Annotated in this window: 18 protein-coding genes; 9 read left to right on the top strand and 9 right to left on the bottom strand. The window is 57.4% G+C overall.

The annotated features are described in order from the left end of the window. Positions 1–7: 7 nt before the first annotated feature. The 4 genes from ACJTMZ_RS17970 to feoC all read left to right on the top strand — a co-directional run bounded on the left by ACJTMZ_RS17970 (position 8) and on the right by feoC (position 5,482). Positions 8–2,338 (top strand): Tex family protein, encoded by a 2,331-nt coding sequence (locus tag ACJTMZ_RS17970; protein WP_015571440.1) that lies wholly within the window; start codon positions 8–10, stop codon positions 2,336–2,338. A 319-nt stretch (positions 2,339–2,657) separates the two neighbouring features. Then, a complete protein-coding gene (feoA, locus tag ACJTMZ_RS17965; protein ID WP_015571441.1) occupies positions 2,658–2,885 on the top strand; it encodes a ferrous iron transporter A in 228 nt (75 codons plus the stop codon). Between the two features lie 30 nt (positions 2,886–2,915). Further along, positions 2,916–5,234, top strand: coding sequence for a Fe(2+) transporter permease subunit FeoB (feoB, locus tag ACJTMZ_RS17960; protein WP_128772096.1), 2,319 nt, complete (start codon positions 2,916–2,918; stop codon positions 5,232–5,234). An 11-nt stretch (positions 5,235–5,245) separates the two neighbouring features. Beyond that, positions 5,246–5,482: a [Fe-S]-dependent transcriptional repressor FeoC gene (feoC, locus tag ACJTMZ_RS17955; protein ID WP_017384148.1), complete on the top strand. Its 237-nt coding sequence runs from the start codon at positions 5,246–5,248 to the stop codon at positions 5,480–5,482. Here the strand turns inward: feoC and bioH are convergent. Beyond that, positions 5,457–6,239 carry a pimeloyl-ACP methyl ester esterase BioH gene (gene bioH / locus ACJTMZ_RS17950; protein ID WP_045333858.1) on the bottom strand — a complete coding sequence of 261 codons (783 nt, stop codon included), beginning with the start codon at positions 6,237–6,239 and terminating at the stop codon, positions 5,457–5,459. The two genes, feoC and bioH, sit on opposite strands and share 26 nt — an antisense overlap. 36 nt (positions 6,240–6,275) lie before the next feature. Here bioH and gntX point away from each other — a divergent pair, with 36 nt between their 5' ends. From gntX to gntT, 3 genes are all read left to right on the top strand, one after another. Then, positions 6,276–6,956 (top strand): DNA utilization protein GntX, encoded by a 681-nt coding sequence (gntX, locus tag ACJTMZ_RS17945; protein WP_045348073.1) that lies wholly within the window; start codon positions 6,276–6,278, stop codon positions 6,954–6,956. Positions 6,957–7,017: 61 nt separating this feature from the next. Continuing rightward, positions 7,018–7,593, top strand: coding sequence for a Fe-S biogenesis protein NfuA (nfuA, locus tag ACJTMZ_RS17940; protein WP_003861601.1), 576 nt, complete (start codon positions 7,018–7,020; stop codon positions 7,591–7,593). A gap of 305 nt (positions 7,594–7,898) precedes the next feature. Beyond that, complete coding sequence (gntT, locus tag ACJTMZ_RS17935; protein ID WP_017384145.1) at positions 7,899–9,215, top strand: gluconate transporter; 1,317 nt, start codon at positions 7,899–7,901, stop codon at positions 9,213–9,215. 111 nt (positions 9,216–9,326) lie between these two features. Here the strand turns inward: gntT and malQ are convergent, their stop codons facing one another. Next, on the bottom strand, positions 9,327–11,405 hold the full coding sequence (gene malQ, locus ACJTMZ_RS17930; RefSeq protein WP_017384144.1) for a 4-alpha-glucanotransferase: 2,079 nt from the start codon (positions 11,403–11,405) through the stop codon (positions 9,327–9,329). A 9-nt stretch (positions 11,406–11,414) separates the two neighbouring features. Then, the gene (gene malP, locus ACJTMZ_RS17925) at positions 11,415–13,808 is read right to left on the bottom strand and encodes a maltodextrin phosphorylase (protein WP_015571448.1); all 2,394 of its coding nucleotides are present in this window, start codon (positions 13,806–13,808) and stop codon (positions 11,415–11,417) included. Between the two features lie 572 nt (positions 13,809–14,380). On the opposite strand from malP, the gene malT reads away from it, so the two are divergent. Continuing rightward, a complete protein-coding gene (gene malT, locus ACJTMZ_RS17920; protein ID WP_252011021.1) occupies positions 14,381–17,086 on the top strand; it encodes an HTH-type transcriptional regulator MalT in 2,706 nt (901 codons plus the stop codon). A 98-nt stretch (positions 17,087–17,184) separates the two neighbouring features. Here the strand turns inward: malT and ACJTMZ_RS17915 are convergent, their stop codons facing one another. Genes ACJTMZ_RS17915 through glpE form a run of 3 tightly spaced genes read right to left on the bottom strand, consistent with a single transcriptional unit; the run spans position 17,185 to position 19,170 of the window. Next, on the bottom strand, positions 17,185–17,943 hold the full coding sequence (locus ACJTMZ_RS17915) for a DeoR/GlpR family transcriptional regulator (RefSeq protein ID WP_017384141.1): 759 nt from the start codon (positions 17,941–17,943) through the stop codon (positions 17,185–17,187). A 16-nt stretch (positions 17,944–17,959) separates the two neighbouring features. Next, complete coding sequence (gene glpG, locus ACJTMZ_RS17910) at positions 17,960–18,790, bottom strand: rhomboid family intramembrane serine protease GlpG (protein ID WP_063135388.1); 831 nt, start codon at positions 18,788–18,790, stop codon at positions 17,960–17,962. Positions 18,791–18,837: 47 nt separating this feature from the next. Further along, entirely contained in the window at positions 18,838–19,170 is a 333-nt protein-coding gene (gene glpE, locus ACJTMZ_RS17905; RefSeq protein ID WP_015571452.1) for a thiosulfate sulfurtransferase GlpE, read from the bottom strand. Between the two features lie 285 nt (positions 19,171–19,455). Here glpE and glpD point away from each other — a divergent pair, with 285 nt between their 5' ends. After that, a complete protein-coding gene (glpD, locus tag ACJTMZ_RS17900) occupies positions 19,456–20,964 on the top strand; it encodes a glycerol-3-phosphate dehydrogenase (RefSeq protein ID WP_032649735.1) in 1,509 nt (502 codons plus the stop codon). Between the two features lie 87 nt (positions 20,965–21,051). Here glpD and glgP read toward each other — a convergent pair whose 3' ends face one another. From glgP to glgC, 3 genes are read right to left on the bottom strand one after another with little or no spacing between them, the layout of a single operon-like run. Continuing rightward, a complete protein-coding gene (gene glgP, locus ACJTMZ_RS17895; RefSeq protein WP_015571454.1) occupies positions 21,052–23,499 on the bottom strand; it encodes a glycogen phosphorylase in 2,448 nt (815 codons plus the stop codon). An 18-nt stretch (positions 23,500–23,517) separates the two neighbouring features. Further along, a complete protein-coding gene (gene glgA, locus ACJTMZ_RS17890; protein WP_017384140.1) occupies positions 23,518–24,951 on the bottom strand; it encodes a glycogen synthase GlgA in 1,434 nt (477 codons plus the stop codon). Then, a complete protein-coding gene (gene glgC / locus ACJTMZ_RS17885; RefSeq protein ID WP_047740755.1) occupies positions 24,951–26,246 on the bottom strand; it encodes a glucose-1-phosphate adenylyltransferase in 1,296 nt (431 codons plus the stop codon). Before glgC ends, glgA begins: the two co-directional genes overlap by 1 nt. Positions 26,247–26,260: the final 14 nt, after the last annotated feature.

Raw genomic sequence — 26,260 nt, 5'->3', positions numbered from 1 at the left:
ACTGACCATGATGAAAGAGTCGCTCTGCCGCATTATTGCGGGTGAACTTCAGGCCAGAGCCGAACAGGTAGAAGCTGCCGTTCGCCTGCTTGATGAAGGGAACACCGTGCCGTTTATTGCACGTTATCGTAAGGAAGTCACCGGCGGTCTGGATGACACGCAGCTGCGAAACCTGGAGACCCGTCTGGGCTATCTTCGCGAGCTGGAAGACCGACGTCAGGCGATCCTCAAATCTATCGGCGAGCAGGGCAAGCTGACCAGTGACCTGGAAAAAGCCATTAACGGTACCCTGAGTAAAACCGAGCTCGAAGACCTCTATCTGCCGTACAAACCGAAGCGCCGCACGCGCGGGCAGATTGCGATCGAAGCCGGCCTTGAGCCACTGGCCGATCTGCTGTGGAACGAGCCGTCTCACGATCCGGAAACCGAAGCCGCCAAATTTATCGACGCCGATAAAGGCGTAGCGGACACCAAAGCTGCGCTGGACGGCGCGCGCTATATTCTGATGGAGCGCTTCGCCGAAGACGCGGCGCTGCTGGCCAAAGTGCGTGATTACTTGTGGAAGAACGCGCATATCGTCTCCACCGTGGTGTCCGGCAAAGAGGAAGAAGGCGCGAAATTCCGCGACTACTTCGATCACCACGAACCCATTTCTACCGCGCCGTCTCACCGCGCGCTGGCGATGTTCCGCGGCCGTAACGAAGGCGTGCTGCAACTCTCCCTGAATGCCGATCCACAGTTTGACGAGCCGCCAAAAGAGAGCCACTGCGAGCAGATCATTATCGACCATCTGGGCCTGCGCCTGAACAACGCCCCGGCGGACAGCTGGCGCAAAGGCGTGGTGAGCTGGACCTGGCGCATCAAGGTGCTGATGCACCTCGAAACCGAGCTGATGGGCACCGTGCGCGAGCGCGCCGAAGACGAAGCGATCAACGTCTTCGCCCGTAACCTGCACGACCTGCTGATGGCGGCGCCAGCTGGCCTGCGCGCCACCATGGGTCTCGATCCGGGTCTGCGTACCGGCGTGAAGGTGGCCGTGGTTGACGGCACCGGCAAGCTGGTTGCCACCGACACCATTTACCCGCACACCGGTCAGGCAGCGAAAGCGGCTGTCGTCGTCGCCGCGCTGTGCGAGAAGTACAACGTTGAGCTGGTTGCCATCGGTAACGGTACGGCGTCCCGAGAAACTGAACGTTTCTATCTCGACGTGCAGAAGCAGTTCCCGAAAGTGACGGCGCAGAAAGTGATCGTCAGTGAAGCGGGGGCATCTGTCTATTCCGCCTCGGAACTGGCAGCGCAGGAGTTCCCGGATCTGGACGTTTCCCTGCGCGGCGCGGTCTCTATCGCCCGTCGTTTGCAGGATCCGCTGGCGGAGCTGGTGAAGATTGACCCGAAATCCATCGGCGTGGGCCAGTATCAGCACGACGTGAGCCAGACGCAGCTGGCGCGTAAGCTGGATGCGGTAGTGGAAGACTGTGTTAACGCCGTCGGCGTGGACCTGAACACCGCTTCCGTGCCCCTGCTGACCCGCGTGGCGGGCCTGACCCGTATGATGGCGCAGAATATCGTCGCCTGGCGTGATGAAAACGGTCAGTTCCAGAACCGCCAGCAGCTGCTGAAGGTGAGCCGTCTGGGGCCGAAAGCATTTGAGCAGTGCGCGGGCTTCCTGCGCATCAACCACGGCGATAACCCGCTGGATGCCTCTACCGTTCACCCGGAAGCCTATCCAGTTGTCGAGCGTATCCTGGCCGCCACCCGGCAGGCGCTGAAAGACCTGATGGGCGACAGCAGCGCGCTGCGTAACCTGAAAGCGGTGGATTTCACCGACGAACAGTTCGGCGTGCCGACGGTCACCGACATCATCAAAGAGCTGGAAAAACCGGGCCGCGATCCGCGTCCTGAGTTTAAAACCGCGACCTTTGCTGAGGGCGTAGAAACCATGAACGACCTGCTGCCGGGCATGGTGCTGGAGGGGGCGGTAACCAACGTCACCAACTTTGGCGCGTTTGTGGATATCGGCGTACATCAGGATGGTCTGGTGCATATCTCTTCCCTCGCCGACAAGTTCGTTGAAGATCCGCACACCGTGGTCAAAGCGGGCGACATCGTGAAGGTGAAAGTGCTGGAAGTGGATCTCCAGCGCAAGCGTATTGCCCTGACCATGCGTCTGGACGAGCAGCCGGGCGACACTAACGCGCGCCGTGGCGGTAATGGCGGTGGCCGTGAACAGCAGCGTCCGGCAGCGAAAGCCGCGAAGCCACGCGGACGTGACGCACAGCCGGCGGGCAACAGCGCGATGATGGATGCGCTGGCAGCGGCGATGGGTAAGAAACGCTAATGCTGTAAATGCCCGGTGGCGCGACGCTTACCGGGCCTACGGTTTTGTAGGCCGGGCAAACGCAGTGCCGCCCGGCAAGCAGGCCGCAGGGAATTAAAATAAATATGTTGTATCCATATTTAAACCACGAATTATCACCTCATTAACAAATAGCCCTCTTTTTATTTTCACCTCAATTTCGAAAATATTGAGCAAGGTCAAGCAGACCGCAAATTAATACGATTAACAACATCCCGTCACATTTTTATTATTGCTGATAAAAACTATTCTCATTATCATCGCAGTGTAGATTATTTAACCTATCGTGGAATCAGGCGCTATGCAATTCACTCCAGACAGTGCGTGGAAAATTATCGGTTTTACCCGTGAGATAAGCCCGGCCTATCGGCAGAAGCTCCTGTCACTGGGCATGCTACCCGGCTCATCATTCCAGGTTGTGCGCGTTGCACCGTTGGGCGATCCAGTTCATATCGAAACCCGACGCGTTAATCTGGTTCTGCGTAAAAAAGATCTCGCATTAATTGAAATTGAATCTTTATCCCGTTAACAAGCCAGCGGTTTCAGTGAGTCTACTACAATGAAAAAATTAACTATTGGCTTAATTGGCAATCCTAATTCCGGCAAGACAACCTTATTTAATCAGTTAACTGGCGCACGCCAGCGTGTGGGAAATTGGGCAGGCGTGACGGTTGAACGCAAAGAAGGCCAGTTCACCACGACAGATAATCAGGTCACGCTGGTTGATTTACCGGGGACCTATTCCCTCACCACGATTTCATCCCAGACCTCTCTCGATGAGCAAATTGCCTGCCACTATATTCTGAGCGGCGACGCGGATCTGCTTATCAACGTGGTGGATGCCTCTAACCTCGAACGAAATCTGTATCTCACGTTACAGCTGCTGGAGCTGGGTATTCCCTGCATCGTGGCGCTTAACATGCTCGACATCGCGGAGAAGCAAAAGCTGCGCATCGACGTCGATGCCCTCTCCGCCCGTCTGGGCTGCCCGGTGGTTCCGCTGGTTTCCACCCGCGCTCGCGGCATTGACGCCCTGAAGCTGGCGATTGACCGCCACACGGGCAATGCCGACGTCGAACTGGTGCACTACGCCCAGCCGCTGCTGCGCGAAGCCGGGCAGCTGGCGCAGGAGATGGATAACAGCATGCCCGCCAGACAACGTCAGTGGCTTGGCCTGCAAATGCTGGAAGGCGATATCTACAGCCGCGCCTACGCAGGCGATGCGGCGGATAAGCTGGATGTCGCACAGGCTCGCCTTAGCGACGAGCTGGATGACCCGGCCCTGCACATTGCGGATGCGCGCTATCAGGCCATCGCCGCTATCTGTGACGTGGTCAGCAATGCATTAACCGCTGAACCCAGCCGCTTCACCGCCGCCGTGGATAAAATTGTGCTCAACCGCTTCCTCGGTTTACCGATCTTTTTACTGGTGATGTATGTGATGTTCCTGCTCGCCATTAACATCGGCGGTGCATTACAACCTATCTTTGATGGCGGCTCTGTCGCTATCTTCGTGCACGGTATTCAGTGGCTGGGCTACACCCTCCACTTCCCGGAATGGTTGACCATCTTCCTTGCGCAGGGGATCGGCGGCGGGATCAATACCGTCCTGCCGCTGGTGCCGCAGATCGGCATGATGTACCTGTTCCTCTCCTTCCTTGAGGATTCCGGTTACATGGCGCGCGCCGCCTTCGTGATGGACCGCCTGATGCAGGCGCTGGGGCTGCCGGGCAAATCCTTCGTGCCGCTGATTGTCGGCTTTGGCTGTAACGTGCCGTCAGTCATGGGCGCGCGTACGCTGGATGCCCCGCGCGAACGCCTGATGACCATCATGATGGCGCCGTTCATGTCCTGCGGCGCGCGGCTGGCGATCTTCGCGGTCTTTGCCGCGGCGTTCTTTGGTCAGGAAGGAGCGCTGGCCGTCTTCTCCCTGTATGTGCTGGGTATCGTGATGGCTATTCTCACCGGCCTGATGCTGAAGCACACCATCATGCGTGGCGAAGCGTCGCCGTTCGTGATGGAACTGCCGGTTTATCACGTTCCGCATCTGAAAAGCCTGATTATTCAGACATGGCAGCGCCTGAAGGGCTTCGTTCTGCGCGCCGGTAAGGTGATTGTGGTGGTCAGCATTTTCCTGAGCGCCCTGAACAGCTTCACTCTGAGCGGCCAGGCCGCGGACAACATTAATGACTCTGCCCTGGCCTCCGTCAGCCGGATCATTACGCCGGTCTTCAAACCGATTGGCGTTCAGGAAGACAACTGGCAGGCAACCGTGGGCCTGTTCACCGGCGCGATGGCAAAAGAGGTGGTTGTCGGCACCCTGAACACGCTTTACACCGCGGAAAACATCCAGGAAGAGGAGTTTAATCCGGCAGCGTTCAACCTCGGCGATGAACTGCTTGGCGCGGTGGAAGAAACCTGGCAGAGCCTGAAAGACACCTTCAGCCTGAGCGTACTGGCGAACCCGATTGAAGCCAGCAAAGGCGACGGCGAAATGGCGACCGGAGCAATGGGCGTGATGGGTCAGAAATTTGGCAGCGCGTCGGCGGCCTACAGCTACCTGATCTTCGTCCTGCTCTATATTCCGTGCATCTCGGTCATGGGCGCCATTGCCCGTGAGTCCAGCCGCGGCTGGATGGGCTTCTCCATTCTGTGGGGGCTGAACATTGCCTACTCGCTGGCGACCGTGTTTTATCAGGCCGTCAATTACAGCCAGCATCCGCGCTACAGCCTGGTCTGTGTCCTCGCGGTGATCCTGTTTAACGTGATGGTGATTGGCCTGCTGCGCCGGGCGCGTAGCCGCGTTGACGTTAACCTGCTGGCAACGCGCAAAACCCCGACGACCTGCTGTAGCAGCCCTGCGGGCGACTGTCACTAAGGGGAAGAAAGATGGCATCGTTGATTCAGGTTCGTGACTTACTGGCGTTACAGGGGCGAATGGAGGCGAAGCAGCTCAGCCTCAGCCTGCATACGCCGCAGCCGATGATCGATGCCATGCTGGAAAGGCTGGAGGCCATGGGGAAAGCCGTGCGCATTCAGGAAGAGCCGGACGGTTGTCTGTCCGGCAGTTGTAAGAGTTGTCCTGAAGGTAAAGCCTGTCTCAGGGAGTGGTGGACGCTTCGCTGATAAAACCGGACAGCGCCGAACAAAACTCAGCAGGATGAGAGATGAACGGCGCATGTGCCGCTTTGGCAACCACCATTGATTTACTCTCCGGCCACAGCGCATCCAGCAGCGGAACCACCTTGCGCGGAACCAGTCCATCCAGATAGCCATAAATACGCAGATGCGGCACCGTTAACGACGCCAGCGGCTCGCGCAGATCGGCCGTTTTCAGGATCTCCAGCCCTCCGTTCAGCACCTCAACCTCCGGCATCGGCAGAGAAAGCACCGTCTGCTTCAGCGTCCGCGCATCCTGACGGGCGGTTTCTGTTCCCATCGTCTGTAATGCCAGGAAACGCTCCACCGTCCGCTGGAAGTCTTCGCTCAGTTGATGCTGGAACCCGGCCAGCACCTCAGGTTTGATGCCCGGCCACGCCTCGCGAGCGCTGAAACAGGGTGATGAGGCAACGGTGATCAACGCCTGGACCCGTTCAGGATGGCGCAGCGCAATCTGGCTTGCCACCAGCCCGCCCAGGCTCCAGCCGAGCCAGACGGCTTTTTGCGGCGCCGCTTCCAGAACCTGCTCCGCCATGTCGTCGAGCGTCATCGCGCCGTAGCCGCGGCTGCGGCCATAGCCCGGTAGATCCACCAGGTGTACCGTGAATTGCGAGGCCAGTTCCTCACTTATGCAACGCCACACTTCGGCGTTCAGTCCCCATCCGTGCAGCAGCACAAGATGACAATTTCCCGTCCCAACGGTCTGCCACCACAGCGTCTTCATCAGTTAACGTTCTCTTTTTTCACATGGAGGTTGCGTATGCTAACAGTGCCCGGCTTGTGCTGGCTATGCCGAATGCCACTTGCGATGAGCGCGTGGGGCGTCTGTTCCGTTTGCACGCGAGCGCTGGGTTACCTGAAGGGCTGTCCGCAATGCGGCTTGCCTGCCGTAAGCCAGACGCTCCCCTGCGGCCGTTGCCTGAAAAAAGCGCCGCCGTGGAGCGCGCTGGTGGCGGTGGATGATTACGTTTTGCCGCTGAGTCGTCTGGTTCAGACGTTTAAGTTTTCCAGCCAGACTGCACTGGCGCAGCCCCTGGCACGCCTGTTGTTACTGGCGGTATTACAGGCGCGAAGAACGCGCGGGCTGCCGCCGGTCGACACGCTTGTGAACGTGCCACTGTTTCAGCGTCGGCACTGGCGGCGGGGATACAATCAGAGCGACCTGCTGTGCCGTCCGCTCGCCCACTGGCTGGGTTGCCGGTACCCAGCCTCTGCGCTGAAACGTACTCATGCCACTGCCGTTCAGCACCGGCTCAACGCCCGGTCGCGCAAAAGGAACCTGAAAAACGCCTTTCGCCTTGAATTGCCGGTCAACGGCCTCCATATCGCGATTGTGGATGATGTCGTCACCACGGGCAGTACCGTGGCTGAACTTTCCCGACTGCTTTTGCAAAGCGGCGCCGCGTCAGTTCAGGTATGGTGTCTGTGCCGTACCTTGTAGCCCTTCTTCAATGGGCGTATGATTATACCCAGGTAATTTAGTCAACTATTAGGCCAAAGCTATGATCCGTATTTCCGATTCTGCACAAGCGCACTTTGCCAAACTGCTGGCAAATCAGGAAGAAGGGACGCAGATCCGCGTGTTTGTGATCAATCCAGGCACTCCGAATGCAGAATGTGGTGTCTCTTATTGTCCTCCGGATGCTGTGGAAGCAACTGACACTGCCCTTAAATTTGAACAGCTCACCGCGTACGTTGATGAGCTGAGCGCGCCGTATCTTGAAGATGCGGAGATTGATTTCGTCACTGACCAGCTGGGTTCTCAGCTGACGCTGAAGGCGCCAAACGCGAAGATGCGTAAAGTCTCTGACGATGCCCCGCTGATGGAGCGTGTGGAATATCTGCTGCAATCGCAGATCAACCCGCAGCTGGCCGGCCACGGGGGACGTGTTTCCCTGATGGAAATCACCGAAGATGGTCTGGCGATCCTGCAATTCGGCGGCGGCTGTAACGGCTGCTCCATGGTTGATGTAACCCTGAAAGAAGGGATCGAGAAGCAGCTGCTGAACGAATTCCCGGAACTGAAAGGCGTGCGCGATCTGACCGAGCACCAGCGCGGCGAGCACTCTTACTACTGATTCAGTCCCCGTCTGTATTGCCCGGTGGCGCTGCGCTTACCGGGCCTACTTTTTCTTGCCTCCCCCTCTGTATGTTGACCTGCGTCTCATAATTCAAATTTTGCCTCCCTGGGTGATTCTCAATCACCGCATGTTACCCGTATCATTCTCGTGGGCACTCAACACCCTTATAACAGCCGACTAAACTTAACGTTTTCGCAGGCATCAGTATGAGTGCCGTTAACACTCTGTTCCCAGTTGGGACAACCGGAATTTGTCGTTGAAAGAATGACGTTACCCATAACAATTCAAAGGCCAGGTCAATCATGCCATTAGTCATCGTCGCTATCGGTGTTGTGTTATTACTGCTCTTGATGATCCGCTTCAAAATGAACGGATTTATCGCTCTGGTTCTGGTGGCACTTGCAGTCGGTCTGATGCAGGGAATGCCGCTGGTTAAAGTTATCAGCTCCATTAAAGCCGGTGTCGGCGGTACGCTCGGCAGCCTGGCGCTGATCATGGGCTTCGGCGCCATGCTCGGTAAAATGCTCGCGGACTGCGGTGGCGCACAGCGTATTGCCACCACGCTGATCGACAAATTTGGTAAGAAGAACATTCAATGGGCGGTGGTGTTAACCGGTTTTACCGTCGGTTTCGCGCTGTTCTATGAAGTGGGCTTCGTGCTGATGCTGCCGCTGGTGTTCACCATCGCCGCTGCCGCCAACATCCCGCTGCTGTTCGTGGGTGTGCCGATGGCTGCGGCGCTGTCCGTCACCCACGGTTTCCTGCCGCCGCACCCGGGCCCAACGGCTATCGCCACCATCTTCCATGCCGATATGGGTAAAACCCTGCTGTTTGGTACGATTCTGGCGATCCCGACGGTGATTCTGGCAGGCCCGGTGTATGCGCGCTTCCTGAAAGGCATTGATAAGCCTATCCCGGAAGGGCTGTACAGCGCCAAAACCTTTACTGAAGAAGAGATGCCAGGCTTTGGCGTCAGCGTCTGGACCTCACTGGTACCGGTGATCCTGATGGCGATGCGTGCCATAGCAGAGATGGTTCTGCCGAAAGGTCACGCGTTCCTGTCCGTTGCGGAGTTCCTGGGCGACCCGGTGATGGCGACGCTGATTGCGGTCCTGATCGCCATGTTCACCTTCGGTCTTAACCGTGGCCGTTCCATGGATCAGATCAACGACACGCTGACTTCTTCCATCAAAATCATTGCCATGATGCTGCTGATCATCGGCGGTGGCGGCGCGTTCAAGCAGGTGCTGGTCGACAGCGGCGTGGATAAATACATCGCGGCCATGATGCATGAAACCAACGTCTCCCCGCTGCTGATGGCATGGTCTATCGCCGCGGTGTTGCGTATCGCGCTGGGCTCTGCGACCGTTGCGGCGATTACCGCGGGCGGTATCGTTGCGCCGCTGATTGCGACCACGGGCGTAAGCCCTGAGCTGATGGTTATCGCGGTTGGTTCCGGGAGCGTGATTTTCTCCCACGTGAACGATCCGGGCTTCTGGCTGTTCAAGGAGTACTTCAACCTGACCATCGGTGAAACCATCAAGTCCTGGTCCGCGCTGGAAACCATTATTTCGGTGTGCGGTCTGGTCGGGGTGCTGCTGTTGAATATGGTGGTTTGATGTATTAAGTCGGGTGGCGGCTATGCCTTACCCGACCTACTGAATGCACGTAGGCCCGGTAAGCGTTAGCGCCACCGGGCAATAAAAAACCCGCCAGAGGCGGGTTTTTTATCACTTCTTCGCGGCTGCTTTTCGCCGTTTATCCAAATCCTTAATCAACCTGTTCACCCCGTCATCGGCAAACATCGCTTCAAGCGTTGTGGACAGCTTGCGACGCCAGTTTTTGTACTGATAGCTGGTGCCGGGGATGTTTACCGGCTCCGCCATATCAATCCAGTCTTCCGGTTGCAGACCGAGCAACGCGCTGTTGCTGTCGGCAATATAGCGCTGTAAGCCACGGTTAAGCGTTGGCGTCATCGACATCAGCGACGCCTTATGCCCGGCGCGCTTCGGCAGACAGCCATGCTTATGCAGCGCATCCAGCAGCCCCTGCTTCGCCAGCTCGCGATCCTGATACAGCCCACGCAGAACCTCTTCATCCGGGTAGAGACCCAGCGTTTTGCCGAGCGTCAGGTCGCCGCTTTCCCAGTAGCCTCTGAGCGTAGGAAGATCATGCGTCGTCGCGACTGCCATTGACTGTTCAGGGTACGCTTTCGGCGCGCGGAAGGTTTTCTCATGGTCGTTTTCAAAATAGAGCACTTTGTAGGAGTAAACCCCGCTGTCGCGGAGCTTGCTGACAATTTCCACCGGCACGGTACCGAGATCTTCGCCAATCACCATGCACTGATGACGTTTACTCTCCAGCGCGAGGATTGAGAGCAGATCGTCCACCGGATACTGCACGTACGCCCCGTGGTCAGCCGTTTCACCGTACGGGATCCACCACAGGCGCAGCACGGACATCACGTGGTCGATACGCAACGCACCGCAGTTCTTCATGTTAGCGCGCAGCAGGTCGATAAACGGCTCGTAGGCACGCGCCGCCATCACGTGCGGATCCATCGGCGGTAAGCCCCAGTTCTGACCAAGCGGGCCCAGAATATCCGGCGGCGCCCCCACAGAAGCTTTCAGGCAGTAAAGTTCACGGTCACACCAGGTTTCCGCCCCGCCTTCCGCCACGCCGACAGCCAGATCGCGATACAACCCGATCGGCATGTTATAGCCCTGGCTCACCTGCCAGCAGGCGGCAAACTGGCTGTACGCCAGCCACTGCAACCAGAGATAGAAATCCACCTCGTCGGCATGCGTCTCACAGAATGCCTTCACTTCCGGGGTATCAACGGACTGATAGGCTTCCGGCCACACCGGCCAGCCCCAGCGCATCTCGTCCTCCTGAACCTGATACGCATGCAGCGCATCAAACGCTGCCTGCCAGTAAAGGCTCTCACCTTCCTGCATCACAAACTGGCGGAAGGCTGCCATCTGCTCGTCGTCACGCTTCGCAAAGCCCTTCCAGGCCAGACGCAGAGCCGCCATTTTCAGCGCGGTAACGGAGGCGTAATCAACCCAGTCCGCATCGCGGGCCTGTTTCAGCAGCTGTTGCGTGGTCTCAAGCTTCCACCACGCCTGCGCCTCTTTGCTGTTTTTGAAATCGTCTAACGCGTTAACGTCGATGTAAATCACGTTCAGCCAGCGACGGGAAGACGGGCTGTACGGGCTGGCGCTTTCCGGATTCGCCGGATAGAGGGCGTGGATCGGGTTGAGGCCGATGAACGCGCCGCCGCGCTCACCAACAGATGCCAGCATCTTTTTCAGGTCGCCAAAATCGCCAATGCCCCAGTTGCTGTCCGAACGCAGGGTATAGAGCTGCACGCAGGCGCCCCACAGCTTTTTGCCTTCACGCAGCGCCTGCGGCTCATAGCAGCGCTTTGGCGCCACAATCACCCGACAGTGAAAACGCTGGTCGTCCCGGGTCAGCGTAAGCGTGTGGTAGCCCTCCGGCAGCTTCGCCGGAAGGTTGAGGGTTTTGCCGCCGGTGGCATGGCCTTTGTGCTGATGCCCCTCTTCGGTGGTGAGCAGCCAGCTGAACTCGCCGCGCCCTTCCACCGCCAGCGGCATCTTTTTGCCCGCGGTAAAGACCTTGACGTTCGGCACCGGCGCACCCGACGCTTTCGCGTCGGTTTTGTGCATGGCATCCAGCAAACGTCTTTTGGTGTCCGCACCAATAGACTGCGGTTTGCCGTGCGCATTGATGTAACTGAGGCTAATTCCCGCCGCCTGCGCGGCACTGTCCAGACGTTTACTCTCCATCGCGCTTCCTTAGCGTTTTGCCTGCCAGATACGAGCCTGATAATCACGGATTGAGCGGTCAGAGCTGAACATACCGCAGCGCGCGGTGTTCAGGATACACGCGCGGGTCCAGGCATCCTGGTCGCGATACAGCACGTCGACCTGCTTCTGCGCTTCAACGTAAGCCGAGAAGTCAGCCATCACCAGGTACGGGTCGCCGCCCTGTTTGTCCATGCTGTGCAGCATCTGGTCAAACGCGTGCTTGTCGCCGTCGCTGTACTTCCCGCTTTCCAGCTCTTTGAGCACCGCATCCAGCACTTTATCTTTTTTACGCCATTTCACCGGGTCGTACCCTTTGGCTTTGATGGCTTTCACTTCTTCAACAGTATGGCCGAAGATAAAGATGTTCTCTTCGCCGACCTTCTCGGCGATTTCGACGTTCGCACCGTCCAGCGTGCCGACGGTCAGCGCGCCGTTCAGGGCCAGCTTCATGTTGCCGGTACCGGACGCTTCTTTACCGGCGGTAGAGATCTGCTCGGAAATATCCGCCGCCGGGATCAGCATTTCAGCCGCAGAAACGCAGTAGTCCGGCAGGAACACCACCTTCAGCTTGTCGCCCACTTTCGGATCGCTGTTGATCGCCGCCGCCACTTTATTAATGGCAAGGATAATGTTTTTCGCCAGGTAGTAGCCCGGCGCCGCTTTCGCACCGAACAGGAACACGCGCGGGACGCGGTCGGCCTGCGGGTTCTCGCGGATCTCTTTGTACAGCGCCAGAATGTGCAGCAGGTTCAGGTGCTGACGTTTGTACTCGTGCAGTCGTTTGATCTGGATATCGAAAATCGCATTCGGGTTGATCTCAATTCCGGTGCGCATTTTCACAAACTCGGCCAGACGAACCTTGTTCTCCAGCTTAATGGCGCGGTACTGCTCGCGGAACTTCGCGTTGTCGGCCTGTTTTTCCAGGTTGATGAGCTGGTCCAGGTCGTTGGCCCACTCTTTCTTCAGGGTCTTGTCCAGCAGGCCGGCCAGCAGCGGGTTGCACTGCTTAATCCAGCGACGCGGCGTGATGCCGTTGGTCACGTTATGGAACTTAGTCGGCCACAGCTGGTGGTATTCCGGGAAGAGATCTTTCACCACCAGATCCGAGTGCAGCGCGGCAACGCCGTTCACCGCAAAGCCGCTGACCACGCACATGTTCGCCATGCGCACCTGCTTGTCGTGCACAACGGCCAGCTTCGCCCAGACGGCCTTATCGCCCGGCCAGGTTTTCTCCACCAGCGTTTTGAACTGGTCGTTAATCTTGTTGATGATCTGCATATGGCGCGGCAGCAGCGTTTTCACCAGCTTCTCATCCCAGCACTCGAGCGCTTCCGGCATCAGGGTGTGGTTGGTGTAGGCGAAGGTGCGGCTGGTGATGGCCCAGGCGTCGTCCCAGCTCAGCTGATGCTCGTCGATCAGCACGCGCAGCAGCTCCGGGATGGCAATGGTCGGATGCGTGTCGTTAAGCTGAATAACTTCGAAGTCCGGCAGCTGAGCCAGCTTGCGGCCCGCCAGGTGGTGGCGACGCAGAATATCCGCCACGGAGCAGGCGCACTGGAAGTACTGCTGCATCAGACGCAGCTTTTTACCCGCCAGATGATTATCGTTCGGGTAGAGGACTTTGGTCAGCTTCTCGGCGTCGATCCCCTGCTGCTCGGCGCGCAGGAAATCACCGTCGTTGAATTTGGTCAGGTTAAACGGATGCGCGTGCTTCGCCTGCCACAGGCGCAGCGGCTGCGCCACGCCGTTACGGTAGCCGAGTACCGGCAGGTCCCAGGCTTCACCGGTAATGGTGAACGCCGGTTCCCAGAGTCCCTGCTTCGTGACTTTCCCGCCAATCCCGACCTGCACATCCAGCTGCGCGTTGTGGCGGAACCACGGATAGGTATTGCGGTGCCAGTCGTCTGGCGCTTCCATCTGATGGCCGTCGGCAAATGACTGACGAAACAGGCCGTACTGATAGTTCAGGCCATAGCCAATCGCCGACTGGCCCACGGTTGCCATGGAATCCAGGAAGCAGGCTGCCAGACGTCCCAGACCGCCGTTACCCAGCGCCGGATCAATCTCTTCTTCCAGCAGATCGGTCAGGTTGATGTCGTGTTCTTTCAGCACGTCACCGACCTCCTGATACCAGCCAAGATTCAGCAGATTGTTACCCGTCAGACGGCCAATCAGGAACTCCATTGAAATGTAGTTGACGTGACGCTGGCCTTTCACGGGCTTCGTCACAGGCTGAGCGTCCAGCTGCTCTGCGAGCGCCCCGCTCACCGCCTGCCACCACTGGTGAGGCGTCATTTCGTTTGCAGCATGAAGGCCAAAACGCTGCCACTGACGTGTCAGGGCAGCCTGAAATTGAGCTTTGTTGAAAGTAGGCTGTGACATAGGGAATCGGCATCCTGTAGAGAGTAAAAACATTTAACGCTAGTGTGCCTGGCTCATTGCGCCTCTTCCTCCTCCTGTCTGGGATTAGACAGGGAGGAGTAGCGGGGATGAGCATAAAAGTGTGATCGAGGCCACTGTGTGAGTGTGCGCTTCGCGGAAAAAGCGATCCCGGAAGAGCGTCAAAGAAATGAAATGCAGTTTCGGAGGAAATTAATCATCGCTGAAATGATTACTTACGTAGAATAATATTTCCGCGCGTCGGGATTATTCAGCACCCCTATTAAGCCGATGCAACTTTCCCCGAAGTTAATTAACTTCAGCGTCATTATCTCTTTCTGAAACCAGTTTCAGCGCAACCGCGACTTATGCAGACAAGCCAGAAGCAGCGCGGCATCCAGCCATTTACGGAAAGTTCCATCGGTGATGAGAATGTTTTGTGACAGAGTGCAAATTCAGAGCCTCCAAACCCAGACATAACTTGCAATAGTTCCTCTATTGGCCGAACTTATAGATATTAATTACGAAGCGCAAAAAAAATAAATTCTCTCGTTCCCCACAGTGAAGTGAAAACTATGTTGATTCCGTCCAAATTAAGTCGCCCGGTTCGTCTTGACCATACTGTGGTCCGCGAGCGCCTGCTGGCTAAACTTTCCGGTGCGCATAATTTCCGACTGGCGCTGGTTACGAGTCCTGCGGGTTATGGAAAAACAACGCTCATTTCGCAATGGGCGGCAGGTAAATGCGATCTTGGCTGGTACTCCCTGGATGAAGGGGATAACCAGCAGGAGCGTTTTGCCAGCTATTTAATTGCCGCGATTCAGCAGGCAACCAACGGACACTGCGTCACCAGCGAGGTGATGGTGCAAAAGCGCCAGTACGCCAGCCTGTCCTCTCTTTTCTCCCAGCTGTTTATCGAGCTGGCCGAATGGCATCGCCCGCTGTATGTGGTGATTGATGATTATCATCTGATCACCAACCCGGTTATTCACGAGTCCATGCGTTTCTTCCTGCGCCATCAGCCGGAAAACCTGACGCTGGTTGTCCTGTCGCGTAACCTTCCGCAGTTGGGCATTGCCAACCTGCGCGTGCGCGATCAGCTGCTGGAAATCGGCAGTCAGCAGCTGGCCTTTACCCATCAGGAAGCGAAGCAGTTCTTTGACTGCCGCCTGACGTCTCCGATTGAGGCGTCGGAAAGCAGCCGCCTGTGCGATGACGTTGCCGGCTGGGCCACGGCGCTTCAGCTGATTGCCCTCTCCGCGCGGCAAAACAACAGCCCGACGCATCAGTCCGCGCGCCGCCTGGCGGGCATCAACGCCAGCCACCTGTCGGATTATCTGGTGGATGAGGTACTCGACAGCGTTGACCTCTCCACCCGCCATTTCCTGCTGAAAAGCTCCCTGCTGCGTTCCATGAACGATGCGCTGATTGTACGCGTCACCGGCATTGAAAACGGGCAGCTTCAGCTCGAAGAGATTGAACGTCAGGGTCTGTTCCTGACGCGCATGGACGATCCCGGCGAATGGTTTAGCTACCATCCGCTGTTTGGCAGCTTCCTGCGCCAGCGTTGCCAGTGGGAACTGGCCGCAGAGCTGCCTGACATTCACCGCGCCGCCGCCGAAAGCTGGATGGCGCAAGGTTTCCCGAGCGAGGCTATCCACCATGCGCTGGCCGCCGGGGATGCCGGTATGCTGCGCGATATTCTGCTCAACCACGCGTGGGGACTGTTCAACCACAGTGAACTGACGCTGCTGGAAGAGTCGTTAAAAGCGCTGCCGTGGGAAAGCCTGCTGGAAAATCCGCGTCTGGTGCTGCTCCAGGCCTGGCTGATGCAGAGCCAGCATCGCTACAGCGAAGTGAACACCCTGCTGGCGCGCGCCGAGCAGGAGATGGAAAGCGAGATGGATACCACCCTGCATGGCGAATTTAACGCCCTGCGTGCGCAGGTGGCGATTAACGACGGTGACCCTGAGGAAGCCGAACGGCTGGCGATGGTCGCGCTGGATGAGCTGCCGCTGGCGAATTTTTACAGCCGTATTGTGGCCACCTCGGTACACGGCGAAGTGCTGCACTGTAAGGGCGATCTCACGCGTTCGCTTTCACTCATGCAGCAAACCGAACAGATGGCGCGCCGCCACGATGTCTGGCATTACGCCCTCTGGAGCCTGATCCAGCAAAGCGAGATTTTATTTGCTCAGGGATTCCTGCAAGCCGCCTGGGAAAATCAGGAGAAAGCGTTCCAGCTGATCCGTGAACAACATCTGGAACAGCTGCCGATGCACGAGTTCCTGTTGCGTATTCGCGCTCAGCTGCTGTGGGCATGGTCGCGTCTGGATGAAGCAGAAAGCTGTGCCCGCCAGGGTCTGAATGTTCTTTCAAGCTTCCAGCCGCAGCAGCAGCTCCAGTGTCTGGCTCTGCTGGTGCAGTGCTCGCTGGCGCGCGGCGACCTGGATAATGCCCGCAACCATCTTAACCGCCTGGAAAACCTGCTCGGCAACGGGCAGTACCATAGCGACTGGGTATCCAACGCCGATAAGGTCCGGGTGATTTACTGGCAGATGACCGGCGATAAAAAGTCCGCCGCCAACTGGCTGCGTCATACGCCTAAACCGGAATTCGCCAATAACCACTTCCTGCAAAGCCAGTGGCGCAACATCGCTCGCGTGCAGATCCTGCTGGGTGACTTTGAGCCTGCCGAGATTGTGCTGGAAGAGTTAAACGAAAACGCCCGCAGCCTGCGCCTGATGAGCGATTTAAACCGCAACCTGCTGCTGTTAAACCAGCTTTACTGGCAGGCGGGCCGTAAAAACGATGCCCAGCGCGTACTGCTGGAAGCGTTACAGCTGGCGAACCGCACCGGGTTTATCAGCCACTTTGTGATTGAGGGTGAAGTGATGGCCCAGCAGCTGCGCCAGCTGATTCAGCTCAACACGCTGCCGGAACTGGATCAGCATCGCGCCCAGCGCATTCTGCGCGAGATTAACCAGCATTATCGCCACAAGTTTGCGCACTTCGATGAGAACTTTGTTGAACGTCTGCTGAACCATCCAGAAGTGCCGGAGCTTATCCGCACCAGCCCGCTCACCCAGCGTGAATGGCAGGTGCTGGGGCTGATCTACTCAGGCTACAGCAACGAGCAGATTGCCGGTGAGCTGGCGGTGGCGGCGACCACCATCAAAACGCACATTCGCAATCTGTATCAGAAGCTGGGCGTGGCGCACCGACAGGATGCGGTGCAGCATGCGCAGCAGCTGTTGAAGATGATGGGATATGGAGTGTAATTCCTCTGCGGTCTGATGCCCTCACCCCGGCCCTCTCCCACAGGGAGAGGGAGAAAATTTTGTAGGTCGGGTAAGCGCAGCGCCACCCGACACAACCGCTAGCACAATTCCAGCTGCAAATTGTTATCCTTAATTACCTGCATCACGCCCGCCGGTGGCATCACATCAGTATAAACCGCATCCACCATGCTGATGCTGCCCATGTTGACCATCGCGTTACGGCCAAATTTGGAGTGGTCCACCACCAGCATCACGTGACGTGAGTTCTCAATGATCGCGCGCTTGGTGCGCACCTCGTGGTAATCAAACTCCAGCAGCGAGCCGTCGCTGTCGATGCCGCTGATCCCCAGAATGCCGAAGTCGAGACGGAACTGAGAGATAAAATCGAGCGTCGCTTCGCCAATAATTCCGCCGTCGCGGCTGCGCAGTTCGCCGCCCGCGAGGATGATGCGGAAATCGTCTTTCTGCATTAACGTGTTGGCCACGTTCAGGTTGTTGGTCACCACGCGCAGGTTCTCGTGGTTCAGCAGCGCATGGGCGACCGCTTCCGGGGTGGTGCCGATATCAATAAACAGCGTCGCGCCGTTCGGGATCTGGCTCGCCACTTTACGGGCGATACGCTCTTTCTCTGCCGTTTGCGTCGCCTTACGGTCATGCCATGAGGTGTTCACCGAGCTGGACGGCAGTGCGGCGCCGCCGTGGTGACGCAGAATACGGTTCTGATCGGCCAGGTCGTTGAGGTCACGACGGATGGTTTGCGGGCTGACGGCAAACTGCTCCACCAGCTCTTCAGTACTGACGTATCCCTGTTTTTTTACCAGTTCGATAATGGCGTCATGACGTTGTGTTTGTTTCATGAAATATCCCTGGGAATTATGTTCGTTTTCGCGCATGGAGCGTATCGGCCAGCGCCATCGACAGCCCGACCGCCAGGCCGGTAACGTGCGCACCATTGGCGATAGACATACCAAACAGATCAAACCATCCGGCAATAAGCCATATTAACGCAAAGGTTATTAATCCACGTTGTAAATAGATGCCACTATCCGGGTCGCGCTCGCCTCTGAGCCAGGCGTAACCCATCAGGGCGTACACCACGCCGGATAACCCGCCAAACCATGGACCGCTGAATTTGTGCTGCACGTAGCCGCTTAACAGGGCGCTGATAAGGGTGATCACAATCAGCTTGCCGCTGCCGAGCCGCTTCTCCACCGCCCCGCCGAGATACCACCACCACAGCAGGTTAAAGAGGATATGCATCACCGAGAAGTGCATCAGCGCATGCGTGAAGTAGCGCCAGACGTCAAATTGCAGGGAGGGATCGTACGGCCATGCGAGGGCAATCATCACGCTCTGGTCGCCCACCACGCTCATAATAATGAAGACGATGATGCAGGCTGTCATCAAAAGCAGCGTAAACGGCCCTGCGCGCTCGCGCAGGGTGGCGAGAAACGGAAAACGTTGATAGTGCAGGCCACTGCCGGTCTGGCCGGATTGCCAGCTTGCCGCCAGATAACGCGGGTCGCCCGGGTTTTCCAGAAAACGCGCCAGCTCGTCATTCACGCGGCCGGCCTGGCTTTCGTCTGCCAGCCAGACATCCGTCTGTGTATGCTGCTGAATAGTCAGGATAATGCCCTGCGTCGCCATATAGTCGACAAACGCCTGGGCGACGCGCGGGTTGCTAAAAGAGGTGATCATCAACATGGGCAGCGGTCGCTTATTTCCACACAAAAGGGGACAGTATAGCGGGATCAGCGCTCAAACGCGTATTCAACTTCTGCCGGGAAATGACGATGCCAGGCATCGAAGCCGCCATCGACGCTGTACACCGCGTCGTAACCCTGCTGGAGCAGATACTGCGCCGCGCCTTTACTGCTGTTGCCGTGATAGCACATCACCATCACCGGGGTATCGAAGTCGTTATCGCGCATAAACGCGCCCAGCGTGTCGTTGGTGAGATGGAACGCGCCCGGCGTGTGGCCCATCGCAAAGCTCTGCGGATCGCGGATATCCACCAGCACCGCTTGTCCCTGGTGCATCTTCTGATGGGCTTCTTCTACGTTAATACATTCAAACTGATCCATGGTGTTCTCATCTTATATTCAGGTGTGGTGCGGTTTTCCCCTCACCCTACCCTCTCCCGGAGGGAGAGGGAAACGGATCACCCTCTCCCCGTGGGAGAGGGCTGGGGTGAGGGCATCAGACCGCACTATTTTACCCCGTAGTGTACGTCCTGGCGGCGGGTAAACGCCATTATGTTATCCATATCACTCTAAATTGTTTTTTTGATGTTACCAAAAGCGCGTTCCTTTGCTATTATGAGCGATATCGAACATTTTTGAGCTTTAACGAAAGTGCATGAGGGTGTTATGGAAACCAAAGATCTGATTGTGATAGGCGGTGGCATCAACGGTGCCGGTATTGCGGTTGATGCCGCAGGACGCGGTTTATCCGTGCTGATGCTGGAAGCTAACGATCTCGCCTGCGCGACGTCGTCCGCCAGCTCCAAGCTGATCCACGGTGGCCTGCGCTACCTGGAACACTACGAATTCCGCCTGGTCAGCGAAGCGCTGGCTGAACGCGAAGTACTGCTGAAAATGGCTCCGCATCTGGCGATCCCGATGCGTTTCCGTCTGCCTCATCGCCCGCATCTGCGTCCGGCGTGGATGATCCGCATTGGTCTGTTTATGTACGATCATCTGGGTAAACGCACCAGCCTGCCGGGTTCGACAGGTTTGCGTTTTGGCTCAGAGTCGGTTCTTAAACCTGAAATCGTGCGCGGTTTCGAATATTCCGACTGCTGGGTGGACGATGCGCGTCTGGTGCTGGCTAACGCGCAGATGGTCGAGAAGAAAGGCGGCGAGGTGAAAACCCGTACCCGCGCGACCGCCGCACGCCGCGAAAACGGCCTGTGGATTGTGGAAGCGGAAGACGTGGATACCGGTGAGAAGTTTAGCTGGAAAGCGCGCGGCCTGGTGAACGCCACCGGCCCGTGGGTAAAACAGTTCTTCGATGACGGTATGCACCTGCCTTCTCCGTACGGCATCCGCCTGATCAAGGGCAGCCACATTGTGGTGCCGCGCGTGCATACCCAGAAACAGGCTTATATCCTGCAAAATGAAGACAAGCGCATTGTGTTTGTGATCCCGTGGATGGACGAGTTCTCCATCATCGGCACCACCGACGTAGAGTACAAAGGCGATCCGAAAAACGTTGAGATCGACGAGAGTGAAGTCAGCTATCTGTTGAAAGTGTACAACGCGCACTTTAAGAAACAGCTGGCGCGCGATGACGTGGTCTGGACCTACTCCGGCGTGCGTCCGCTGTGTGATGACGAGTCTGACTCACCGCAGGCCATCACCCGTGACTATACGCTTGATATTCATGACGTGAACGGTCAGGCGCCCCTGCTGTCGGTATTTGGCGGTAAGCTCACCACCTACCGTAAACTGGCGGAGCATGCGCTGGAGAAACTGGCGCCGTATTACAAAGGCATCGGCCCGGCGTGGACGAAAGGCGCCGTGCTGCCTGGCGGCGATATCGGCGATAACCGCGACGATTACGCCGCGAAGCTGCGCCGTCGCTTCCCGTTCATTACCGAAGGAATGGCGCGCCACTATGCCCGCACCTACGGCAGCAACACCGAACTGTTCCTCGGCGAGGCGAAAGAGATTGCCGATCTGGGCGAGCATTTTGGCCATGAGCTGTACGAAGCGGAACTGCGCTACCTGGTGGAACACGAGTGGGTGCGCCGTCTGGACGATGCTATCTGGCGTCGTACTAAAGAAGGGATGTGGCTGAATGCCGAGCAGCAGTCTCGCGTGGCGCAATGGTTGCAACAACATGCGGGAAAGCGTGAACTGTCGTTGGCGTCGTAATTGAAAAAAAGCCGGGTGGCGGCTCCGCCTTACCCGGCCTACTCGATCCCGTAGGCCCGGTAAGCGCAGCGCCACCGGGCTTTGTTTTTACAACCGCACCGGATCAATATGCCAGATATTCTCGGCATACTCTTTGATGGTCCTGTCCGACGAGAAGTATCCCATGTTGGCGATGTTATGCATCGCGGCGCTGGTCCACTTCTCCTGCTGACGGTACAGTTCGTCCACCTTATCCTGACAATCCACGTAGCTGCGGTAATCCGCCAGCACCTGATAGTGATCGCCAAAGTTAATCAGCGAGTCCACCAGATCGCGATAGCGTCCGGGCTCCTCAGGGTTAAACACGCCGGTGGCGATTTGCGTCAGCACCTGGCGTAACTCGTCATCCTCTTCATAATACTCACGCGGCGAGTAGCCCTGCTTGCGCAGCGCCTCCACCTCTTCCGCCGTATTCCCGAAAATAAAGATATTCTCCGCGCCCACATGCTCCAGCATTTCGACATTTGCGCCGTCCAGCGTGCCGATAGTCAGCGCGCCGTTCAGGGCAAACTTCATGTTACTGGTGCCGGATGCTTCCGTCCCCGCCGTGGAAATCTGCTCAGAGAGATCCGCCGCCGGAATAATCAGCTGCGCCAGGCTTACGCTGTAGTTCGGGATAAACACGACCTTCAGCTTATCGCCAATGTCCGGATCGTGGTTCACCACCTTCGCCACATCGTTGATGAGATGAATGATGTGCTTCGCCATGTAGTACGCGGACGCCGCCTTACCGGCAAAGATTTTCACGCGCGGCACCCACTCCGCCGTCGGGTCAGCCTTAATGCGGTTGTAGTGGGTAATAACGTGCAGGACATTCATCAGCTGACGCTTGTACTCGTGGATACGTTTGATCTGCACGTCGAACAGCGCTTTCGGGTTCGCCACCACGTTCAGATGCATCGCCAGCCAGACCGCCAGACGCTTCTTGTTCAGCAGCTTGGCTTCCCGTACCGCTTTATTCACCGTCGGGAAATCAATGTGCTGCTCCAGCTCGCTCAACTGGCTCAAATCGGTGCGCCAGGTGCGGCCAATGTTCTCATCCAGAACGTCGGAGAGCGGCTGGTTCGCCAGCGCCAGCCAGCGGCGCGGGGTGACGCCGTTGGTCACGTTGCAGAAACGCGTCGGGAAGATCTTCGCGAAGTCCGCAAACAGCGACTGCACCATCAGGTTCGAGTGCAGCTCTGACACGCCGTTCACCTTGTGGCTGATCACCACCGCCAGCCAGGCCATGCGTACGCGACGCCCGTTGGATTCATCAATGATCGAGGCGCGGCTCAGCAGACCGGTATCGTTCGGGTACTGCTCCTGCAAGGTCTTGAGGAAGTAGTCGTTGATCTCGAAGATGATTTGCAGATGGCGCGGCAGAATTTTGCCGAGCATATCCACCGGCCACGTCTCCAGCGCTTCACTCATCAGCGTATGGTTGGTGTACGAGAACACCTGGCAGGTTACTTCAAACGCGTCATCCCAGCTGAACTTATGCTCGTCAATCAGCAGGCGCATCAGCTCAGGGATCGACAGCACCGGATGGGTATCGTTGAGGTGAATGGCGGTTTTTTCCGCCAGATTCGCATAGGTTTTGTGCAGCTGATAGTGACGGCTAAGGATATCCTGAATCGTTGCCGAGACGAGGAAATACTCCTGACGCAGGCGCAGCTCGCGGCCTGAGTAGGTCGAGTCATCCGGATACAGGACGCGTGACACATTCTCGGAGTGGTTTTTATCTTCCACCGCCGCGAAGTAGTCACCCTGGTTGAATTTACCCAGGTTGATCTCGCTACTGGCCTGCGCGTTCCACAGGCGCAGCGTATTGGTCGCATCGGTGTCGTAGCCGGGGATGATCTGGTCATAGGCCACGGCGAGGATCTCCTCGGTTTCCACCCAGCGGGATTTTTTCCCTTCCTGCTGAATACGCCCGCCAAAACGCACCTTGTAGCGCGTGTTGTGGCGCTTGAACTCCCACGGGTTACCGTACTCCAGCCAGTAGTCTGGAGACTCTTTCTGACGACCATCCACGATGTTCTGCTTGAACATACCGTAGTCGTAGCGAATACCGTAGCCGCGCCCCGGCAGCGCCAGCGTCGCCAGTGAATCGAGGAAACAGGCGGCAAGACGCCCGAGACCACCGTTACCCAGCCCCGGGTCGTTCTCTTCGTCAATCAGCTCTTCTAAATCCAGCCCCATCTCTTCCAGTGCGTTTTTGACGTCGTCATAAATCCCGAGCGATAACAGCGCATTGGAGAGGGTGCGACCAATCAGAAACTCCATCGACAGGTAATACACCTGTCGCGTCTCCTGCGAAAGCTGGGCGCGGTTGGAGCGCAGCCAGCGTTCGACCATACGGTCACGCACCGCAAACAGCGTGGCGTTCAGCCACTCATGTTTGTTGGCAATAACGGGATCTTTCCCAATGGTAAACATCAGCTTATAGGCGATGGAGTGTTTCAACGCCTCAACGCTGAGCGTGGGGGAAGAGTAGCTAAATGGAGCATTCATATCAGTAACTTCGCCTCGTTACATCAAGCGTTGATAAAGGTCGCGGTAGGACTGCGCCGCAACGTGCCAGCCAAAGTCCATGGACATCGCCTGACGTTGTACGTAACGCCACAGGGATGGACGGGACCACAAGACGAAAGCACGCCGGATCGCCCGAAGCAGCGACCAGGCATTACTGTCCTCGAAAACAAACCCGCTGGCGATACCGTCCGCCAGGTTTTCCAGGGAGCTGTCAGACACCGTATCCGCCAGCCCGCCCGTGCGGCGTACCAGCGGCAACGTGCCGTATTTCAGACCATAGAGCTGCGTCAGGCCGCAGGGCTCGAAGCGGCTCGGCACCAGAATCACGTCCGCGCCGCCCATGATGCGGTGCGAGAACGCTTCGTGATAGCCAATCTGCACGCCCACCTGCCCCGGATGTTCCGCCGCGGCCGCAAGGAAACCTTCCTGCAATACCGGGTCGCCCGCGCCGAGCAGCGCCAGCTGGCCGCCCTGCTCCAGTAATCCCGGCAGCGCTTCCAGCACCAGATCCAGCCCTTTCTGGCTGGTCAGGCGGCTGACCACCGCAAACAGCGGCACCTTGTCGTTGACCTTCAGCCCCATCGCAATCTGTAGCTGGCGCTTGTTCTCCGCTTTGTCCTCCACGGAGTCGCGACCATAGCGCGCCGCCAGCAGGAGGTCCGTTTCCGGATTCCAGATCTGTTCATCCACGCCGTTCAGAATGCCCGACAGGCGACCTTCACGGTGGCGCTGTTGCAGCAGCCCTTCCATACCGTAACCGAACTCCGGCTGGGTAATTTCCCGCGCGTAGGTTGGGCTGACCGCCGTGATGTGGTCGGCGTAGTACAGTCCCGCCTTCAGGAACGAAATCTGTCCGTTAAACTCCAGTCCGTGCATGTTAAAGAACGACCATGGCAGATCGATGTCATTCATATGATGCGCGTAATACATGCCCTGATACGCCAGGTTGTGCACCGTAAACACCGATTTGGCCGGGTGCCCCTTCGCCGCCAGATACGCAGGAGCCAGCCCCGCATGCCAGTCATGCGCGTGCACCACGTTCGGACGCCAGAACGGATCCAGTCCGACGGCCATTTCCGCCCCCACCCAGCCGAGCAGGGCAAAGCGCATCACGTTATCGGTATAGGCGTACAGGTTGGTATCGTGATACGGGCTGCCGGGTCGATCGTATAAATGCGGGGCATCAATCAGGTAAATCCCTACGCCATTGTAATGTCCAAACAGCAGGGTGATACGTCCCGCGAAGGTCTCGCGACGGGTAACAACCTTTGCATCGGGAATACCGCGCCGGATATCCGGAAAAGCGGGCAACAACACGCGGGTATCAACCCCTCCGGCGATTTGCGCCGCTGGTAATGCACCAAGAACATCCGCCAGGCCGCCCGTTTTTAACAACGGGAACATCTCAGAACATACGTGTAAAACCTGCATCATCGCTCCTGTTTGATTTGCAGCTTCCGCAACATTTCCCGTGTTACTAACACGATCCCCTCTTCCGAACGGTAGAAACGACGCGTATCTTCTTCCGCGTTTTCCCCAATCACCATCCCTTCGGGAATGATGCAGGCACGATCGATAACGCAGCGACGCAGACGACATGAGCGTCCTACCCAGACATCCGGCAGCAGAACTGCCGAATCGATATTACAGAATGAGTTTATACGCACGCGCGGGAACAGCACGGACTGCACCACCACCGAACCGGAGATAATGCAACCGCCAGAGACCAGCGAGTTGAGCGTCATGCCGTGGCTGCCGGAGCGATCCTGAACGAACTTCGCCGGCGGCAACGATTCCATATGCGTGCGAATCGGCCAGTTCTGGTCGTACATATCCAGCTCAGGCGTGACGGACGCCAGATCGAGGTTGGCTTTCCAGTACGCTTCCAGCGTTCCCACATCGCGCCAGTAAGGCTCCGCATTCGGATCGGACTGCACGCAGGACAGCGGGAAGGGATGTGCATACGCCATGCCAGCTTTGGTAATTTTCGGGATGATGTCTTTACCGAAGTCGTGGCTGGAGTTTTCGTCTTTGTCGTCCTCTTCCAGCAGTTCATAAAGATAATCGGCATCAAAGACATAGATCCCCATGCTGGCGAGCGATTTGGTGTCGTCGCCCGGCATGGTTGGCGGGTTCGCCGGTTTTTCGACAAAGTCGATAATCTTGTCATCGCCATCTACATGCATCACGCCAAACGCGGTTGCTTCCGCAACAGGCACTGGCAGACACGCCACGGTGCAGCGCGCCCCTTTTTCGACGTGGTCGATCAGCATGTGGGAGTAATCTTGCTTGTAGATGTGGTCCCCGGCGAGGATAACGATGTATTCCGCGCTGTAGCGACGAATGATGTCGAGGTTCTGGGTCACGGCATCCGCCGTGCCGCGGTACCAGTTCTCCCCATGAACGCGCTGCTGCGCCGGGAGCAGATCGACAAATTCGTTCATCTCTTCGCTGAAGAATGACCAGCCGCGCTGAATGTGCTGCACCAGCGTGTGCGACTGATACTGGGTAATGACGCCAATACGGCGAATGCCTGAGTTCAGGCAGTTGGAAAGTGCAAAATCGATAATACGGAACTTACCACCAAAGTGAACGGCCGGTTTGGCGCGCTTGATGGTCAAATCTTTCAGACGGGTACCACGCCCGCCCGCGAGTATCAGGGCAACTGTTTTTAATGGTAGCTGGCGCGCCAACATTAACGGATCGTTCTTCTCTAATCTAACCATGACTAACTCCTTTT

Origin of the sequence: Enterobacter sp. DN (genome assembly GCF_046054285.1) — a bacterium.
Taxonomy (GTDB): Bacteria; Pseudomonadota; Gammaproteobacteria; order Enterobacterales; family Enterobacteriaceae; genus Enterobacter; species Enterobacter hormaechei_C.
The sequence above is the reverse complement of the archived record's forward strand: the minus strand, read 5'-3'. Positions and strand labels throughout refer to the sequence as shown.

Excerpts from the sequence above, each read along its gene's own strand:
- ACJTMZ_RS17970 (WP_015571440.1), top strand. The coding sequence starts at position 8 with ATGATGAAAGAGTCGCTCTGCCGCATTATTGCGGGTGAACTTCAGGCC.
- feoA (WP_015571441.1), top strand. The coding sequence starts at position 2,658 with ATGCAATTCACTCCAGACAGTGCGTGGAAAATTATCGGTTTTACCCGT.
- feoB (WP_128772096.1), top strand. The coding sequence starts at position 2,916 with ATGAAAAAATTAACTATTGGCTTAATTGGCAATCCTAATTCCGGCAAG.
- feoC (WP_017384148.1), top strand. The coding sequence starts at position 5,246 with ATGGCATCGTTGATTCAGGTTCGTGACTTACTGGCGTTACAGGGGCGA.
- bioH (WP_045333858.1), bottom strand. The coding sequence starts at position 6,239 with ATGAAGACGCTGTGGTGGCAGACCGTTGGGACGGGAAATTGTCATCTT.
- gntX (WP_045348073.1), top strand. The coding sequence starts at position 6,276 with ATGCTAACAGTGCCCGGCTTGTGCTGGCTATGCCGAATGCCACTTGCG.
- nfuA (WP_003861601.1), top strand. The coding sequence starts at position 7,018 with ATGATCCGTATTTCCGATTCTGCACAAGCGCACTTTGCCAAACTGCTG.
- gntT (WP_017384145.1), top strand. The coding sequence starts at position 7,899 with ATGCCATTAGTCATCGTCGCTATCGGTGTTGTGTTATTACTGCTCTTG.
- malQ (WP_017384144.1), bottom strand. The coding sequence starts at position 11,405 with ATGGAGAGTAAACGTCTGGACAGTGCCGCGCAGGCGGCGGGAATTAGC.
- malP (WP_015571448.1), bottom strand. The coding sequence starts at position 13,808 with ATGTCACAGCCTACTTTCAACAAAGCTCAATTTCAGGCTGCCCTGACA.
- malT (WP_252011021.1), top strand. The coding sequence starts at position 14,381 with ATGTTGATTCCGTCCAAATTAAGTCGCCCGGTTCGTCTTGACCATACT.
- ACJTMZ_RS17915 (WP_017384141.1), bottom strand. The coding sequence starts at position 17,943 with ATGAAACAAACACAACGTCATGACGCCATTATCGAACTGGTAAAAAAA.
- glpG (WP_063135388.1), bottom strand. The coding sequence starts at position 18,790 with ATGTTGATGATCACCTCTTTTAGCAACCCGCGCGTCGCCCAGGCGTTT.
- glpE (WP_015571452.1), bottom strand. The coding sequence starts at position 19,170 with ATGGATCAGTTTGAATGTATTAACGTAGAAGAAGCCCATCAGAAGATG.
- glpD (WP_032649735.1), top strand. The coding sequence starts at position 19,456 with ATGGAAACCAAAGATCTGATTGTGATAGGCGGTGGCATCAACGGTGCC.
- glgP (WP_015571454.1), bottom strand. The coding sequence starts at position 23,499 with ATGAATGCTCCATTTAGCTACTCTTCCCCCACGCTCAGCGTTGAGGCG.
- glgA (WP_017384140.1), bottom strand. The coding sequence starts at position 24,951 with ATGCAGGTTTTACACGTATGTTCTGAGATGTTCCCGTTGTTAAAAACG.
- glgC (WP_047740755.1), bottom strand. The coding sequence starts at position 26,246 with ATGGTTAGATTAGAGAAGAACGATCCGTTAATGTTGGCGCGCCAGCTA.